We start from the raw sequence: 17459 nt of genomic DNA on the forward strand, positions 1-17459 counted from the left end.
AGATGTGTATAAGAGACAGCCCCTGCCAAGGCGTCCTCGCACCTGCGCGACGCAACGCGTACTTGAATCAGGAGCATCCCATGAGCACTGAATTTTTCTGGCGTCTGCCGCTGGGCACCGATGGTCCGCAACTGACCACCGACAAACACAATCGTGGCAATCCGGACTATCGACCGGGCAACATCGCACCGGGGCGCTTGCCCAACGGCGAACCGGATGATTTCACTTACATCGACTACATCGCCCAGGTCGCGAAAGCGGCGGAACTGGCCGGGTTCGAAGGCGCCCTGCTGCCCACCGGCCCGGAGCCGTGGATTGCCGCAGCGGCCCTGGCCCGGGAAACCCGCCGGATCAAATTCCTGATCGCCTTCCAGGCCACCTGGACCTTGCCGGCCTATGCCGCGCAACAAGCGGCCATCCTGCAAAACCTCAGTCGCGGGCGCCTGGAGTGGAACATCATCACCGGCGGCAACCCGGCCAGCCAGCGGGCCAACGGTGACTTCCTCGAACACGACCTGCGCTACAAGCGCACCGGTGAATTCCTCGACATCATCCAGGGTCTTTGGCAGAACGAACGCTTCTCCTACGACGGCGATATCTACCAACTGGAGAACGGCGCCCTGCCCCATGGCTTGCAAAACGAACGCAAACCCGGCGTGTATTTCTCCGGTTTTTCCGATGCCGCGCTGGATGTCGCCGCCAAACATGCCGACGTTTACCTGAACTGGGCCGAGCCGATCGACAAGCTCAAGCCGCACATCGAGCGCGTTCGCGAACTGGCGGACAAACAAGGTCGCAGCGTGCGCTTCGGACTGCGCGTCGACCTCTTCGCCCGCGAAACCGAAGAGCAAGCCTGGAAGGATCTGCGCCGCCAGTTCGACAAGCTCGAAGGCAAGAGCAGCGTGGTCGCCAAAGGCTTTACCAGTGGTTCCGATTCAGTCGGTGGCGCACGGCAAACGGCTTACCACCAGAACGTCGATCGCTTTGATGACCTGATCATTGGCCCGAACCTGTGGGCCGGTTTCGCCAAGGCCAAACCCGGGCCGACCGTGGGCCTGGTGGGCAGTCACCAGAACATCGCCGAACGCCTGTCGGAATACCGCGACGCCGGTTTCTCGACCTTCATCCTCGCCGGCAATCCGCACCTGGAAGAAGCCCTGCGCATCGGTCAGGAAGTGCTGCCGCTGGTGCATCAGCGCCCTGTCGCCCAACCGCAAACTCACTTGAAGGCCAGCGCCTGAGCGCGGCGGGAGAATCATTGATGACGCAAGCCCTCGACACCCTCTGGTACACCCGCTGCCCGGTCCCGACCGGGCTCGGTATCGCCGTGCAAAAAGGCTGGCTGCAAGACACCGTCGGCGCGCTCGGCACCGAGGTTCAATCGCTGCGCGAGTCCACTGACAAAGCGGTTCGCGAATCGCACTTCGATCACACCTTGCGTAACTCGGTACGCCACGGCGGCAACATCCCGGCGATCTGGGCCCGTGCGCAGGGCCGGGAAACCCGGGTCATCGGCCTGTCCTGGGCTGATGAAGTGCAACTGATCCTGACCCGCGCCGACAGTGGCATCAAAACCGTCAAGGACCTCAAGGACCGTCGTTTCGGCCTGCCGGACTGGGCCGGCGCGCAGATCGACTTCACCCGCGCCCAGGCCCTGCGCGGCCTGGAAAACGCCTTGAAACTCGAAGGCCTGCAAGTCGGCGACGTGCAATTGGTGAACTTCCGTTATGACGGCACGTTCAGCGACCCGCAGGTGCAAACCGTCAACGGCACACCGGTCAGCGCGCAGCGGGTCGAGGGCCGTAACCTGGAACTGGTGGGCCTGCTGCGCGGTGAGGTCGATGCGATTTTCCTCAAGGGCGCGAGTGCCGCCCGGCAGGCCCACGAGTTTGGCCTGCACACGGTGATCGACACCGGTTCGCACCCGGAACCGCTGATTCGCAGCAACAACGGCACCCCGCGCACACTGGCCGTGGACCTGAACCTGCTGGACCAGCATTTCGATGTGGCCACCGGCATTCTTGATTCGGTGCTTCGCGCCGAACAATGGGCGCACACCCACCCGGAAGAAACCCGTCGCTACCTGGCTCGGGAAACCAACAGCAGCGAGTACTGGGTCAGCGCCGCGTATGGTGACGACGCGCACCTGCGCCTGCGCACCGAACTCGACGAACAGGCCATCGCCGCGTTGCAGGATTTCACCCACTTCCTGCATCGCTGGCGCTTCATCCCGAAAAGCTTCGACGTGCGCGACTGGATCGATCCACGGCCACTGCAAGCGCTGCTGGCAACACCCACCGCACTGGCTGGCTAACCCGCCGGATTTCATGGATTGGAACTGAAGACCTTTATGAGCAAACCACTCGATACCCTTTGGTACACCCACAGCCCGGTGCCCACCGGGCTTGGCATCGCCGTGCAGTCCGGGCGACTGGCGGAAGCCTTTCTGCCGTTCGGCACCAATATCCAGTCCTTGCGCGAGTCCAGTGAACGGGAAGTTCGCGAAGCTCATTACGACCATCACCTGAAAAACTCGGTGCGCCACGGCGGCAATATTCCAGCGATCTGGGCCTACGCCAGCGGCGTGCAAACCCGCGTACTGGGGTTGTCCTGGAGCGACGAGGTGCAGTTGATCCTGACCACTGCGGAAAGCGGCGTGAAGAGCATTCGCGACTTGAAGAACCGCCGCTTCGGCCTGCCGAAATGGGCCAACGTGCAGATCGATTTCACCCGCGCCCAGGCCCTGCGCGGACTGGAAAACGCCCTCAAGCTTGAAGGCCTGGAGGTGTCCGACGTCGAGCTGGTGGATTACCCCTACGGCGGTACTTACAGCGACGATCAAAAACAGCATGTCTTCGGCTCGGAAGTCAGCCTCGGTGTCACGCGCTTCAGCAAGCGCAACAACGAACTGATCGGACTGCTGCGCGGCGACATCGACGCGATTTTCCTCAAGGGTGCGCACGCCGTGCACCTGGCGAACGAGTTCGGCTTGCAAGTGGTGGTCGATACCGGCTCGCACCCTGACCCGTTGATCCGCTCGAACAACGGCACGCCACGGACCCTGACCGTGGACACGCACCTGCTGCACGAGCATTTCGATGCCAGTGTGAAAATCGTCGACACCGTGCTGCGCACCGAGCAATGGGCGTGGGCCAATCCGGAAGAAACCCGACGCTTTTTGGCGCGGGAACTCAATACCAGCGAGTACTGGGTGGCCGCTGCGTATGGTGAGGATGCGCATCGGCGTTTGCGCACGACCCTGGATGCGCGCTCGATTGAAGCGTTGCAGGATTTCACCGATTTCCTGCATCGCTGGGATTTCATTCCACGCCGGTTCGATGTGCGCGAGTGGATCGATTTCAGCGTGCTGGAAAAGGTGATTGGTTCGACGTCGCGATTGGCGGTTTGAGGTTTTTTTCGTTTGTGAGGGCCCCTTCGCGGGCAAGCCTCGCTCCTACAGGGGTTGTGTGTCGTTCAAATTTATTGTGACCGACACACATCGCCTGTAGGAGCGAGGCTTGCCCGCGAAGGCGTCTCACGATTCCAACCGTTGATCTGCGTGTGCCGCGATCCCGTGTAGGAGCCGGCTTGCTGCGGGCGGCGTTCCGACGATGGCGTATTCAACATCACCGCATTGCTCGACTGGCAACACACCCCCGCCCAACTCCTGCTGCTCCAGCAACACCCGCCAAGCAACTTTCTGCTGAATCCCCGACAGGCACTTAGCGCCAGACTGGATCCAACTAACTCACTTATTAAAAATCGCCTGTAATAGCAACTTCAAAAAACTATTTAATCATTATATTTCAATTAGTTAACAAAACTAACATCCCTGAAAAACAATCTGGCACGATCTCTGCTCTACCCCTATTAGCGAAACTTTAACGGGGGAGATTCACATGCATAAACTTAATCCAATCACCAAGAGTATCTGGTTAACCTTGCTGCTGTCCGGGGGGACTGTCAGCGAGGGGCTGCTGGCGGCGCAATCCAAGGACGCGGACAGCGACAAGACCACCACGGAGCCTTCACTCAAGACGGTCACCGTCACCGCTCAACACCGGGAAGAAACCCTGCAAGAGGTTCCGGTGGCCGTGTCGGCGGTACAGGGCACCAGCCTGATAGCCGATGGCGTGCGCAATATCGGCGACATCACCACATTCGTTCCCAACGTAGCGGCGAAGAACCCCGACGGCGATGGCCGGCCGCGTTGGTACATTCGCGGCCTCGGCACCGGTGATACGGGCGCGGCCACGGTGTTCCCGGTGGGGATCTACGCCGATGACGTGTACTTGAACGCGCCGATTGCCGGTGGCGGGCCGTTGTTCGACCTGGAACGCGTGGAGATTCTGCGCGGTCCGCAAGGCACGCTGTACGGCAAGAACACCACTGCCGGCGCGGTGAACATCATTTCCAAAAAGCCGACTTTCGACACTGACGGTTTCGGCACCATTGGCTTCGGCAGCAAGAACGAACGCATCGTCAGCGGTGCCCTCGGCGGCGCGCTGGTGGATGAAAAACTCGCCGCACGGGTGGCGCTGTATTCCGAAGAGCGCGACGGTTTCCAGAAGAACCTCGTCGACAACAACACCTACGGCGACGTCAACAAGAAAGCCGTACGCCTGCAATTCCTCGCGCAACTGAACCCGGACCTGGAGGCCCTGCTGAAGATCCACAGCCGCGAATTCAAAGGCGATGGCAGCAACGGTTCGCTGGCCGTCGGGCGTTACTACAACGTCGGTTATCAGCGACCCAACGGGCGCGACACCGCGCTGAACGTCAACGAGGATTCCAAGCTTGATCACGACGGCACGTCGCTGACCCTGAACTGGAATTTGGGTGATTACACCCTGACGTCGATCAGCGCTTATGACTACATCCGCGGCCAGTCCACCAGCGATGCCGACTACACGCCTTTTGAGGTGAACGGCGCAGCGATTTCCGACAACAAATACACCCAGTACTCGCAAGAAATCCGCCTGGCATCGCCGCAGCAGGAAACCCTGCGCTGGCTCGCCGGTGCGCATTACTTCCACGAAGACCTCGACAGCTCGGCCCAGCGCATCATCACGCCCGGCCCGACACCGAACGGCACCGGCTCGAACCAGACCGGCGGCGCCACCGATTTTCGTGACCTCAACTTCGACCACACCACCGACAGCTATGCGTTGTTCGGCAACCTGACCTACGACTTCACCGACGACTTCAGCGTCACCGGTGGCCTGCGCTGGACCCAGGAAAAGAAAGACATCGACCTCAACCTGACCCAACTGACCCGTACCACCGCCAACGGCCCGCTGGTGCCGCTGGGCGGCGTCGGCACCAACGGCAATCGTCAGGAAGACAAGACCTGGGAAGCCTGGACGTACGACCTGACGCCGGAATACCGGATCAACGACAACGTGCGCGTGTTCTTCCGCTACGCCCACGGCTTCCGTTCCGGCGGCTTCAACACCGGGCTGTCGACCAGCCTTGCGCAACTGACCACGGTTGATCCGGAACAACTCGACGCCTACGAAATCGGCCTCAAGTCCGAGTGGTTCGACCATCGCCTGACGGCCAACGCCAACATTTTCTACTACGACTATTCGGACATTCAGGTGAACCTGCTGACGGTCAACAACGGCGTGTTGACCACCGCGCTGACCAACGGCGCCAAGGGTACGGTCAAGGGCGCCGAGCTGGAGCTTGAAGGTCAGCCGACGGACTACCTGCACTTGCGGGCGGCGGTGTCGTTCCTCGACACCGAGTACACCGATTTCAAAAACACCAACCCGAACACAGGCGCCGTTACCGGTGACTACAGCGGCAACAGCTTCGTGCGTTCGCCACGCAACGTGGTGTCGCTCGGTGCCGATTACACCTTCCCGCTGGAAATCGGCGGCAAGCTGGTGGCTGGCGGTGACGTGAGTTTTCGCGACAAGGAATACTTCCTCGCCGATCGCCAGAGCAGCGTCGACAAGACGCTCAGCCAACCCCACTACACCTTGGCCAACACCCGCCTGACCTGGTTCAGCCCGGATGAAAAACTCAGCGTCACGGGTTTCGTCAACAACCTCACCGACCGTCGCTACCAGGTCCATGGCCGGCCCAACGGCACCCTCGGTCAGTACGTCATCACCTACGGCGACCCACGCACCGTCGGCCTGAGCGTGACCAGCCGCTTCTGACGCCCCCTCTGTAGGAGCCGGCTTGCTGGCGATGGGGCCCGTGAGCCTTGCATCGCCGGTTAGGACGCTATCGCCGGCAAGCCGGCTCCTACAAAGGATTGTGTTGTTCTCGATTTCCGTGACACCGCTTCCCCCTGTAGGAGCTGGCTTGCCAGCGATGGGGCCATTGAGCCTTGCATCGCAGGTAAGGACGCCATCGCCAGCAAGCCGGCTCCTACAAAGGATTGTGTTGTTCTCAATTTCCGTGACACCGCTTCCCCTGTAGGAGCCGGCTTGCTGGCGATGGGGCCTCAAGGCGCGCATCGCTCATGCGGTCGCCATCGCCGGCAAGCCGGCTCCTACAGGGGCTGCGGACCTTTTAAGGACTCTGCTCATGTTCCATCGCACTCCGTTGGCCGGCGCTATTGCGCTGGTCATTGGCAGCCTTGCCGTGCCTGTTTCGGCTGCCGAAACCCAACCCACCGCCAGCGGCGATCACCTGGACACTGTCGTGGTGCTCGGTACCCGGCGCAGTGATGTCACCGCACTGGAAAGCGCCGCGCCGGTAGACGTCTTGACCGGCGAGCAATTGCAGCAGACCGGTGCCAGCGACCTGTCCGGCGCGCTCACGGCCCTGTCGCCCTCGTTCAGCTATCCGCAATCACCCCAGGGCGCGTTCGCCGGTTCCATCGCTCAGGGCGCCTCGTTGCGTGGCCTGGCCTCCGATCAGGTGCTGGTGCTGGTCAACGGCAAGCGCCGCCACACCAGCGCCAACGTCACGCGGCAAAGCCTCGTCAATGGTCGTGGCGCCGCTGCGGTCGACCTGAGCCTGATTCCCTTGAGCTCGATCCAGCGCGTCGAAATCCTGCGCGACGGCGCCGCCGCTCAATACGGCTCCGACGCCATCGCCGGGGTGATCAACATCGTGCTCAAGGAAAAGGACGACGGCGGCAACCTCGGTTACCGCTTCGGCGGCTACGACAAGGGTGACGGCATCCAGCGCAAGCTCAGCGGCTGGAAAGGTTTCGCCCTGCCCAACGACGGCTTCCTGACCCTGAGTTTCGACGCCGGCAGCCAGGACCCCGCCAGCGACACCAACCCTGACAACCGGATCTTCTACCCCGGCTCCACCAGCATCAACACGCCGCGCGAGCAGAACAACCGCTACCGCACCTGGCGCTGGGGCTCGGGCAATGTCTCGGACCAGTACAACTTCGCCGCCAACAGCGAAGTCGGCATCGGCGACGGCCTGACGGCCTACGGTTTCGCCACCTACTCGCACAAAAACACCGACGCCGAAGGCTTCTTCGACCCGCCCACCACCCTGCGCAACAACTACAGCAGCACCGCATTGCAGCGCTTCCCGGACGGGCGCCTGCCGATCACGCGCTATTCGCTGGAAGACTATGCGCTGACCGGCGGCCTGCGTTACGAAGACGACCTTCTGGGTAAATTCGATTTCGCGGTGAACCATGGCAACAACACCCTGAAGTCCACCGACCGTAACGCGATCAACCCCAGCTGGGGCGCCACCAGCCCGGAAAAAATCTTCACCGGCGAACGGGAGGCCGATCAGACCAACGTGACGCTGGACTGGGTGCGGGATTTCCCCACCGACCTGCTGTTCAAGCCGCTGACACTCTCTGCCGGCCTGGCCTGGCGTCAGGAGAATTACGAGCTGAGCGCCGGCGAAGCGGCAGGCTGGCAGAACGGCCCGTTGTTCAACACCGTCGACCCGGTCACCGGCCGGCGCATCCCGGGTTACTACTCGGGCATCACCCAGGTCGATGCGGCTTCACTGGACCGCAACGTGCTGGGTGCCTACATCGACGTCGAAGGGCAGATCACCGAGAAATTCCAGGCCGGCGTCGCGGTGCGCACCGAGCACTATTCGGACTTTGGCGACACCACCAACGGCAAACTGTCGCTGCGCTATGACTTCACCCCGCAGATCGCCGCACGGGCCACGGCCAGCACAGGTTATCGCGCGCCGTCGCTGGTGCAGAGCGGCTTGTCTTCGTTCAGCGTGCAGGTGGTCGAGCAGCCGCCCGGCAGCGGCAACTTCGTCGAAGTGCAGCAACGCACATTGCGCGCCGACAGCCCGGAAGCGGCGCTGCTGGGCGGCAAGTCGCTGAAACCGGAAGAGTCCACCAGTTATTCCCTGGGCCTGGTCTGGCGCCCGTTGGCCAACGCGTCGGTGACGCTGGACGCCTACCGGATCGACATCGACAACCGCATCACCCTCTCCGATCAGTTGCCGGCGACGGTGGTGTCGCCGATTTTCGCCGGCACGCCCTACGCGAACATCCAGAGCGCGGCCTTCTACACCAACGTTGCCGACACCCGCACCGACGGGATCGAGCTGATGGGTAACTATCAGCTGGACCTGCAGCAATGGGGCCGCCTGAACCTGAGCAGTGGCATCAGCCAGAACAACACGAAAATCACCGCGTTGCGCGATGTCGGCAATATCAAGGGTTCGCAGATTGTCGGCCGTACCACCCAGGGCCTGATCGAGGACGGCACACCGGAAACCAAACTGGTGCTGAGCGCCAACTGGCTGTTTGATGAATGGGGTGTGACCGTGGCTCAGCGTCGTTACGGTGAATGGAAAAGCCTCAACGCCACCAACCCGACCCTGGACCAGACCTACAGCCCGCAATGGGTTACGGACCTGGATGTGTCGTACACCTTCAACAAGGCGCTGAAGCTGTCGGTGGGCGCGATCAACCTGTTCGACACGCACCCGGACAAGGCGGAAGGCGCGCAGTTGTACGGCGTACCGAAATACTCGATCACCAGCCCTGAAGGTGCGCAGGGTGCGTTCTATTACACCAGCGTCAGTTACGAGTTCTGACGCGGGTGCTGATGGGGTGTTGCTGGGGCAGCAATGGGTGTTGGTGAAGCACCACCGCTCTTGTAGGAGCCGGCTTGCCGGCGATGCGGTCTGCACGATTTCGGGTGTGCATGATGCCGCCATCGCCAGCAAGCTGGCTCCTACAGGGTCTGTGTGTTGCCAGGTGCAGCGCGGCTGGCACACCTCTTGCGATACCCCTGCGGTACTTCGCCGAAATAAGACCCGCCATGCGTACCCGACGTCTGTTGTTTTCCCTGACCTGGCTCATCTCCCCTGCCGCCCTGCTGTTGCTCTGGGCGGTGGTGGCCGAGGCCGGGATTTTCCCGCGCAACCTGCTCGTCCCGCCCGCTCAGGTGTGGCAGACCTTCGAGGAACTGTCGGCCAGCGGTGAGCTGCTCGACCACTTGCTCAACAGCCTGTCACGACTGGGGCTGGGTTTCGGCATCGGCTCGCTGCTGGGCCTGGCGTTCGGGGTGCTGATGGCGTTGTCGAAGAACGTCGAGATCTACTGCTCGCCGCTGTTCCATACCCTGCGCCAGATCCCCAGCATCGCGCTGATCCCGATGTTTGTGCTGCTGTTCGGCATCGATGAAACCTTCAAGATCATCATCGTCGCCAAGACCGCGTTCTTCCCGGTGGCGCTGGCCGCCAGTGAAGGGGTCAAGGCCATTCCGCGCAGCTACTTCGAAGTCGCCGATGTGTATCGCCTGCGCTGGCCGACGTTTGTTCGCGCCATCGCCCTGCCCGCTGCCGCGCCGCCGATCATCACCGGTTTTCGCATCAGCCTGACCCGCGCCTGGGTGGTGTTGGTGGCCACCGAGTTGCTGGCCGCCGACAGCGGTCTGGGGCAGATGATTGAAATGAGCCGGCAGATGTTGCGCATTGATGTGGTGATGGTCGGGATTGTGGTGACCGGCGTTATCGGTTTCGCCCTGGACTTCACCTTTCGCCAACTGGAACAGCGGCTGTTCCGCTGGCAGACCCGCTAGGAGCTGATGATGATTCGATTGCTTGCCAAATCCCGTGGCCTGCTGCTGCCGCTGTTGTTGATCGGCGGCTGGGAATACCTGTCGCGCCAGGGTGCCGCCGGCGCGTACGCCTTTGTGCCGTTGTCGGCGATCGGCGCGGCGTTGCTCGAACTGTTGGCCAACGGCGAGTTGCTGGTGAACCTGCTGGCCAGTCTGGCCCGCACCAGCACCGGCCTGGCACTGGGGATTGTCTTCGGCGTGCTGCTGGGGGTGCTGATGGCGCTGTCGGCGGTGGCCAATCGGCTGGTCGGGCCGCTGTTTCATTCGATCCGCCAGGTGCCGATGCTCGGCTGGATTCCGTTGATCGCCATGTGGTTCGGCAATGGCGAGTTTTCCAAAGTGTTAATCGTCAGTCTCGCGGCGTTCTATCCGATGGTCCTCAACACGTATCAGGGTTTCAGCCATGTCGAGAAGCGCTATCGCGAGGTCGGCCAGGTGCTGGTGCTGAGCCGCTGGCAACGCTTTCGTCATGTGCTGCTGCCGGCGGCGCTGCCGAGCATTGCCACCGGCGTGCTGCATGCGCTGGCGTTTGCCTGGGTCACCGCGGTGGGCAGCGAACTGTTCCTGTCTTCGGGCGCTGGCCTGGGCAACCTGATGATGAACGCCGAAGCCGGCTCACGCATGGAAGTCATCGTCCTCAGCGTGCTGTGCATCGGCCTCTGCGGTTACCTGATGACCCTGCTGTTCACTCTTCTTAGCCGCCATCTGCTGCGCTGGCGCAACATTCGCTGAAAGGCCGATAACCATGAACGCAATTGCCCAACACGCTGTGCCACACAGCACCTCATTACACACTGGTGCGCTGCAGATTCGCGGCCTGAGCAAGGCCTACCGGATCGAAGGCCAGCCTTTGCCGGTGCTGCAGCAGATCAATCTCGACGTGCGTCCCGGTGAGTTCGTCAGCATCGTCGGTGCCAGCGGTTGCGGTAAGTCGACGCTGCTGCGGCTGGTCGTCGGGCTGGAGGACGACTATGAAGGCGATATTCTGCTGGATGGCAAACGGGTGGTCGGCACCAGCCTCGAACGCGGGATCGTATTTCAGGACCATCGACTGTTTCCGTGGATGACGCTGAACCAGAACATTGCCCTGGCGCTGAAAAACCATCCGTTGTCCAAGGCAGAAAAGGACCGTTTGGTGGCCGAGCACATTGCGCTGGTCAACCTCGAAGGTTTTGAAAACGCCTACCCACACCAGTTGTCCGGCGGCATGGCGCAGCGCGCGGCCATCGCCCGCGCACTGATCAACCAACCGAAAGTGCTGCTGCTCGACGAACCCCTCGGCGCCCTCGACGCCTTGACCCGGGTGCGCCTGCAACACGAGCTGCAACGGATCTGGGTGCAACAGCGCTGCACGGTGATCATGGTCACCCACGACATCGAAGAAGCGCTGTACCTGGGCGACCGGGTCATCGTGATGGACGCCCACCCGGGCCGGATCAAGCACGAAATCAAGGTCGACCTGCCCCACCCTCGGGACCGGGCTTCAACGGTGTTGCAGGGGTACAAGGAACAGCTGCTTGAGGAATTGGTGGGGCATTGAGCGTCGGACCTGTAGGAGCCGGCTTGCTGGCGATTGAAGCGACGCGGTGTGTCCGATGCGCCGCCATCGCCGGCAAGCCGGCTCCTACAAGGTCATTTGATAAACACAGAATCCTGTAGGAGCTGGCTTGCCGGCGATGGCGTCTGGCTTGACACACCGCATCGATCCGATCGCCAGCAAGCCGGCTCCTACAGGATCAGGGGGCATCCAGAGTCCTTCTGATAGCTGGCTTTTAAAAGAACCAAAAGGAATTAATAAATACACAAACAGTATTTATCGTTATAAAAATATCCGCGTAGTCTCAGACCATCCCGTCATTCACCACGACAGTGAAGAGCCCTATGAATCCGACCGCCAACATCATCGACTTCGCCAGCTACCGCAAACGCAAACAAGCGCAGCAACGGGCACGGGCCATGTGGGAAATGTACGCACGCAATGCTGGCCTGCAGGCCTTTCAGTGGGTTCAGGCTTCGCGTTCGACCGAGACTCGTCAGGCGTGAATACACAAAACCCCTCGCGCTTTCTGGCGGGCGCTGACGAACCCGTGCTGGACCTGAACAACCTCGAATCACTGGAAGAGGACCCGATCTGCGAGCGGGTCGCGCAAAACCTGCAACGCCTGCGGGGCAAGCGTCACCTGTCCCTCGATGCCCTCGCGCGACAATGCGGTGTGAGTCGGGCGATGCTCGCGCAGATCGAATCCGGACGCAGCGTTCCGTCGATCAAAGTGCTGTGCAAAATCGCCAAAGGCTTGAAGGTTTCGGTGGCCGCATTTCTTGAACATCGGGCCTTTGAAGGGGTGGCCGTGTTATCGGCGAGCCAGAGCAAACGCCTGGTCAGCGCCAGCGGCGCCTTTGCCAGCCGAGCGCTGTTCCCGTTTGACGTGGCACGCCAATCGGAGTTTTACGAACTGCGCTTGAGCCCATTGGGAGAGGACGTCTCCGAGGGCCATGGCCCCGGCGTCCAGGAGAACCTGGTGGTTTCGCAGGGCGTACTGGAAATCAGCGTCAACGACGAACGCTACCTGCTTTCCACCGGCGATTCGATCCTGTTTTACGCCGACCAGCCCCACCGCTATCGCAACCCGGCGGACAGTGAAGCGGTGGCGTATCTGGTGGTGACTTACCCGGAACGCCTCGACTGACAAAACCGGCTTGCGGGTGATGGCGGCTTTGCTGACGCCATCGCCGGCAAGCCGGCTCCTACAGGGTGGGTGGTCAACTCCAATTCATCGAACGACGCAGACATTGTAGGAGCCGGCTTGCCGGCGATGGCGCCCTCAAGTACGCCTTCGCCGGCAAGCCTGGCTCCTACAGGGTGGGTGGTCAACTCCAACTCATTGAACGACGCAAACATTGTAGGAGCCGGCTTGCGGGTGATGGCGTCCTCAAATACGCCTTCGCCGGCAAGCCGGGCTCCTACAAAAGCAGGAAATCAAAAAGCCCGGCCAATCTGCATTGGCCGGGCTTTTTAATGGCTGTCGCTCGGGATCAGCAGGTGCAGCACATCATCGGCATGCCATTGCAGCTCATCATCATCGGCATGCTGCAATCGTTCATCATTTTCATCATCAGGGTGCAGCAGTTTTTCATCATGTCCATGTTCATGCCCGCCATCGGCATGATTTTGCACATCATGCCGTCAGCCATCATGGTGCATTCCATCACGCACTTCATCGACGGCATCGGCATGCCCATCATTGGCATTGGCATCATCATGTTCATCATCGGCATGGCCATGGCCGCCTGGGACATGCACATCATGCTCATGTTGCCGCAGTGCATCATCATCGGCATGCCGCAGTTCATCATCATCTGCATCATTTCTGCGCTGTTCTTGAACATCGCCATGTCCATGCCAGCGGCCGGCATCATTTTGCACATCATGCCGTCGTCCATCATTTCGCACGTCATGGTCGCCATCATCATCGGCATGCCCATCATCGGCATCATCGGCATGTTGGCGTTCATCGGCATTTGCATCTGCATGGCGTTCATCATGGTGTTGTTCCCCAAAGGTTTGAATAGTTGGACGAAGCTGATGGCGCCGATTCTAAGGATTGGACCAGGGGCAACAAGATGACCATCGAACAGCGGAATTTGATGCTGGGGCAGCTTTAACGAGGTGGATGGAACGTCTATTTCTGCCATGACCACCATTCTGATTTGATTGCAGACACAACCCGATCCACAACGCGGATTTCACGGTTATGGATATGCAGAAGAGGTCTATTTAAATAACCGAAAGAAATAATCGTTCTAACTGAATGAATATTTTTTGAAGCACAGCTTATTTCAGGCAAAAAAAATCCCAGGCAGCTGATGGACGCCTGGGATTTAAAAATGCATAAACCGTGGTGGTGAACGCGGTGCGGATATTACGGAATATTTCACCGTGTAACAAGATATTTTGACTCACCACCTGGTTACTAATCTTTCCAAGTCCTTAAATATCCACACTTTTTTTAAGGTCGAGTAACGAAAAGCGGTCAACTACAAGTACCAGCGATATTCACGCGCATTGATGTCCTGCATAAATGCCAAATGGTCCTGACGCTTGTTTTCGCAGTAGACATTTACAAACTCCGCACCCAATCCTTCGCGTAACTGCGCGTTGTGTTGCATGGATTGAACGGCCTCCAGCATCTCCAGCGGGAAGTTGATGCCACTGCTGCGATCTTCATTCAACGGTGCTATCGGTTGGCGACCGGTTTCAAGTCCTTGTTCCAACCCGACCAGAATCGCCGCCAACACCAGATACGGGTTGGCATCGGCACCGGCGAGGCGATGTTCGATGCGCAGATTCCTCGCGTCCGACTCAGGAACCCGCAGGCAGGCGTCCCGATCTTCGAAGCCCCAACTGGCACGCGTCGCGACATTCACGGTGCCACTCAAGCGACGCAGCGCATTGTGGTTCGGTGCGAAGATCGGCATGCAATGCGGCAACAGTTCAAGGCAACCGGCCACGGCATGGCGCAGCGGCTGTTGGTCATTGGCCGCTAAAAGGTTATTGCCCGCCTCGTCGTACAGGCTCACATGAACATGCATGCCGCTGCCGGGGTGCTGCAAGTAAGGCTTGGCCATGAAACTGGCGCGGTAGTTGTGCTTGAGCGCAACGCCACGGGTGCTGCGGCAAAACAGCGCCGCCCAGTCGGCAGCCCGCAGGCCGTCATCCAGGTGACCGAAGTTGATCTCGAACTGACCCGGGCCCAGCTCGGCAGTAATCACCGTGGTGTCGATGCCTTGCGCCCGTGCCGTTTCGACCATTTCATCGAGCACCGGCGCAAACCGCGACAGCCGCTCGATGTGCATGTTCGGCTGATCGTCCGCATCGTCGGTCAGCGGATCGCGCGCAAACTGCGGCAAGCCGTCACGCAACTGGCGATCGAACAGGTAGAACTCCAGTTCGAAAGCCACCACCGGGAAGATCCCTTTGCCAGCGAGGCGCTCCAGCACTTGCGCCAGCACTTCCCGAGGCTCGAAGACGATCGGTTTTTCAGTGCCGCTGGAGGTGATCAACATCTGCCCCAGCGGCTGTTTTTCCCAGTTGACGATTTTCAGCGTACCCGGCACCAACCGACGGGGCGCATCCGGGTCGCCGTCGTTGAAACAGTAGTCGCCGATTTTGAACAGCCCGCCTTGAGTGCCGAGCAATACACAATTCTGCGGCAGCTTGAGCGCGCTGCCGGCAGCGACCTTTTCGAGCATCTCGATCGGATAGCGCTTGCCGTAGAAATGCCCCGGGATGTCCAGGGAAATCAGGTCGACGTAGCGCACATCCGGAAAGCGCTGCCGAAATGCGCGCACTTCAGCAACCAGATCAGAGCAGACAGCATCCATCATGTTGTTCCTTGTTGTTTTTATCAGGTGTAAACCCAGAGCACCCGGGTGAGCTGATCGGTGAGATTGCCGTAGCGGCAATGGGTATGGCTGGCGAGTTGAAAGCTGTCCCCGGCCCCCAGGGTGACCGGTTGATTGTCATCCAGCCAAAGTGTCAGTTGCCCTTCGAGCACGTAACCGCCCTGCTCCGAGCTGTCATCCATGTGCCGGTCACCACTGCTGGCGCCGGGTTCGAGACGGCTTTCGAGCATCGAGAACGAGGCGCGCATTTTCGGCGAGACCAGGATGTCGGTGATGCCGTCGGCGTAATACAGCGTTCGGCGCTCGTCCGGCCGGGTCACCCACGGCAAGGCCATGGGTTTGGGCAGGCTGTAGAAATAGGTGGTCGGCACGCCGAGGGTTTCGCTGATCGCGGTCAAGTCCGCCACGGTCGGACGTGACAATCCGCGCTCGACTTGCGAAAGAAAACCGACGGAGCGACCGATCTTGTCCGCCAGTTCCTTGAGCGTGTATTTCTTGTGTTTGCGCAGGTCCTGAATCAGGATCGCCAGCGCCGAAATCTCTTCTTGCATGTCCATCTGAAAGCTTCCAGAAAATGTGCGTTTCAAAGGCTGTCGCGCAACCGATACCAGGCCTTGCCGATGGCTTCCAGGGGCGCTGCCATGTATTTGCCGCCGGGGAAACTGCCGTTGACCAGGCCCTGATACAAGCCCAGCTCGTCTGCCTGACCGAGTATCGCGTCGGACACGGCGCGAGCCCCGGCCAGGGTCGGCAGCACACCGTGGCCCGAATAACCCTGCAGCCAATAGAGATCGCCGCGTCGGCCAATGTCAGGCGTGCGATTGAGCGTGAGGTCGATATGGCCGCCCCAGGCGAATTCCAGTTCGACGCCCTTGAGCTGAGGAAATACCCGTTGCAGGAACGGCCGGGTCGCGGCGGCGATGTCCTTCGGCATGCCCCCCAGGTAGGTGCAACCGCCGCCGAACAGCAAGCGGTTATCCGGCGTACGACGGAAATAATCGAGAACGAACTGATTGTCGGTGACGCAGACATTGCTCGGCAGGAGCGCGGTCGCCTGTGCTTGCGAGAGCGGCGCGGTGGCCACCTGATAGGTGCCGACCGGCAACACACAACTTGATAGCTGCGGATCGAGCCGGTCCAGATAGGCATTGCACGCCAGCACCAGCACATCGGCCCGGATGCGCCCGCGCTCAGTGGTGACCACGTACCGGCCACCCTCCTCGCGGTAATTCAGCGCCTTGCTTTGTTCATGAATACGACCACCGGCGCGCTCGATGGCAGCCGCCAGGCCGAGTGCCAGTTTCAACGGGTTCAGGTGTCCGCCTTCAGGATCAAACAGGCCCGCCTGGTAGCGCTCGCTGGCGACCCATTGCGGCAACTGCTCACGGGGAATGAATTGCAATCCATCGTGACCCCATTTGTGGCTCGCCTCATGTTGCCACTCGGTCAGCAGGCTCACCCGTCGCGGCATCACCGATGTCCAGAGGTGGCCGGGCCGATAATCACAATCGAATTCATGCCGGGCAGGCAGCGCGCGTAATTCCTGCGCAGCCCAGCGCATGCCGTCCCACAACCGTCGTGCGCGCTCATAACCCAGTGCGGCCTCCAGCGGCGGCATATCGCACGACCAACCGAGAATGGCCTGACCGCCATTACGCCCCGACGCCGCCCAGGCCACTCGACTGGCTTCCAGCAGCGTCACGCGCTTGCCCGCCAGGGCCAGTCGCAATGCTGTGTGCAAACCACTGAAGCCGGCGCCGATGATCAACACGTCGGTGTCGTGCTCGCCCTCCAACGCCGCACGTTCCACCAAGCGATCTGCGCAAGTGTGAGCGTAGTAACTGGCGACGTGGCGGGTGGATTGCTGGAACATGTGGGCCTCATGAAATTTTATTATTTAATTTTCATGAAAAAATACACACGTTATTTCACGAACGCAAGAACCTGTAGGAGCGAGCCTGCTCGCGATGGTGTGTCAGTCAACCCAATGTGGCTGACACTCCATCGCGAGCAGGCTCGCTC

14 protein-coding genes are annotated in these 17459 nt (G+C 60.6%); 10 read left to right on the forward strand and 4 right to left on the reverse strand.

The features are described from left to right. The first annotated feature begins 80 nt into the window (after nt 1-80). The 10 genes from KGB24_RS26155 to KGB24_RS26200 all read left to right on the forward strand — a co-directional run bounded on the left by KGB24_RS26155 (nt 81) and on the right by KGB24_RS26200 (nt 12721). The gene (locus KGB24_RS26155) at nt 81-1241 is read left to right on the forward strand and encodes an LLM class flavin-dependent oxidoreductase (protein ID WP_192417597.1); all 1161 of its coding nucleotides are present in this window, start codon (nt 81-83) and stop codon (nt 1239-1241) included. Between the two features lie 20 nt (nt 1242-1261). Beyond that, the gene (locus KGB24_RS26160) at nt 1262-2314 is read left to right on the forward strand and encodes an ABC transporter substrate-binding protein (protein WP_008029138.1); all 1053 of its coding nucleotides are present in this window, start codon (nt 1262-1264) and stop codon (nt 2312-2314) included. Between the two features lie 36 nt (nt 2315-2350). Beyond that, on the forward strand, nt 2351-3409 hold the full coding sequence (locus KGB24_RS26165) for an ABC transporter substrate-binding protein (protein WP_008029136.1): 1059 nt from the start codon (nt 2351-2353) through the stop codon (nt 3407-3409). A gap of 490 nt (nt 3410-3899) precedes the next feature. Then, complete coding sequence (locus tag KGB24_RS26170) at nt 3900-6170, forward strand: TonB-dependent receptor (RefSeq protein WP_223413561.1); 2271 nt, start codon at nt 3900-3902, stop codon at nt 6168-6170. Nucleotides 6171-6543: 373 nt separating this feature from the next. Next, nucleotides 6544-9006: a TonB-dependent receptor plug domain-containing protein gene (locus tag KGB24_RS26175; protein WP_223413562.1), complete on the forward strand. Its 2463-nt coding sequence runs from the start codon at nt 6544-6546 to the stop codon at nt 9004-9006. A gap of 227 nt (nt 9007-9233) precedes the next feature. Further along, nucleotides 9234-9995: an ABC transporter permease gene (locus tag KGB24_RS26180; RefSeq protein WP_008029130.1), complete on the forward strand. Its 762-nt coding sequence runs from the start codon at nt 9234-9236 to the stop codon at nt 9993-9995. A 9-nt stretch (nt 9996-10004) separates the two neighbouring features. Continuing rightward, nucleotides 10005-10766, forward strand: a complete 762-nt coding sequence (locus KGB24_RS26185) for an ABC transporter permease (protein ID WP_008029127.1) — start codon at nt 10005-10007, stop codon at nt 10764-10766. A gap of 13 nt (nt 10767-10779) precedes the next feature. Further along, nucleotides 10780-11574: an ABC transporter ATP-binding protein gene (locus KGB24_RS26190; RefSeq protein ID WP_008029125.1), complete on the forward strand. Its 795-nt coding sequence runs from the start codon at nt 10780-10782 to the stop codon at nt 11572-11574. 341 nt (nt 11575-11915) lie between these two features. After that, nucleotides 11916-12077 (forward strand): hypothetical protein, encoded by a 162-nt coding sequence (locus tag KGB24_RS26195; protein ID WP_177318177.1) that lies wholly within the window; start codon nt 11916-11918, stop codon nt 12075-12077. A 53-nt stretch (nt 12078-12130) separates the two neighbouring features. Continuing rightward, nucleotides 12131-12721: a helix-turn-helix domain-containing protein gene (locus KGB24_RS26200; RefSeq protein ID WP_223413566.1), complete on the forward strand. Its 591-nt coding sequence runs from the start codon at nt 12131-12133 to the stop codon at nt 12719-12721. Between the two features lie 346 nt (nt 12722-13067). Here KGB24_RS26200 and KGB24_RS26205 read toward each other — a convergent pair whose 3' ends face one another. From KGB24_RS26205 to KGB24_RS26220, 4 genes are all read right to left on the reverse strand, one after another. Further along, nucleotides 13068-13577: a hypothetical protein gene (locus KGB24_RS26205; protein ID WP_081500240.1), complete on the reverse strand. Its 510-nt coding sequence runs from the start codon at nt 13575-13577 to the stop codon at nt 13068-13070. A 492-nt stretch (nt 13578-14069) separates the two neighbouring features. Continuing rightward, nucleotides 14070-15416, reverse strand: coding sequence for a glutamine synthetase family protein (locus KGB24_RS26210; protein WP_223413564.1), 1347 nt, complete (start codon nt 15414-15416; stop codon nt 14070-14072). A 23-nt stretch (nt 15417-15439) separates the two neighbouring features. Next, the gene (locus KGB24_RS26215; protein WP_008029115.1) at nt 15440-15994 is read right to left on the reverse strand and encodes a helix-turn-helix domain-containing protein; all 555 of its coding nucleotides are present in this window, start codon (nt 15992-15994) and stop codon (nt 15440-15442) included. Between the two features lie 26 nt (nt 15995-16020). Further along, nucleotides 16021-17310, reverse strand: a complete 1290-nt coding sequence (locus tag KGB24_RS26220) for an NAD(P)/FAD-dependent oxidoreductase (protein WP_008029114.1) — start codon at nt 17308-17310, stop codon at nt 16021-16023. Between the last annotated feature and the right edge of the window lie 149 nt (nt 17311-17459).

It is taken from the genome of Pseudomonas sp. BF-RE-25 (assembly GCF_019956105.1).
Classification (GTDB): Bacteria; Pseudomonadota; Gammaproteobacteria; order Pseudomonadales; family Pseudomonadaceae; genus Aquipseudomonas; species Aquipseudomonas migulae.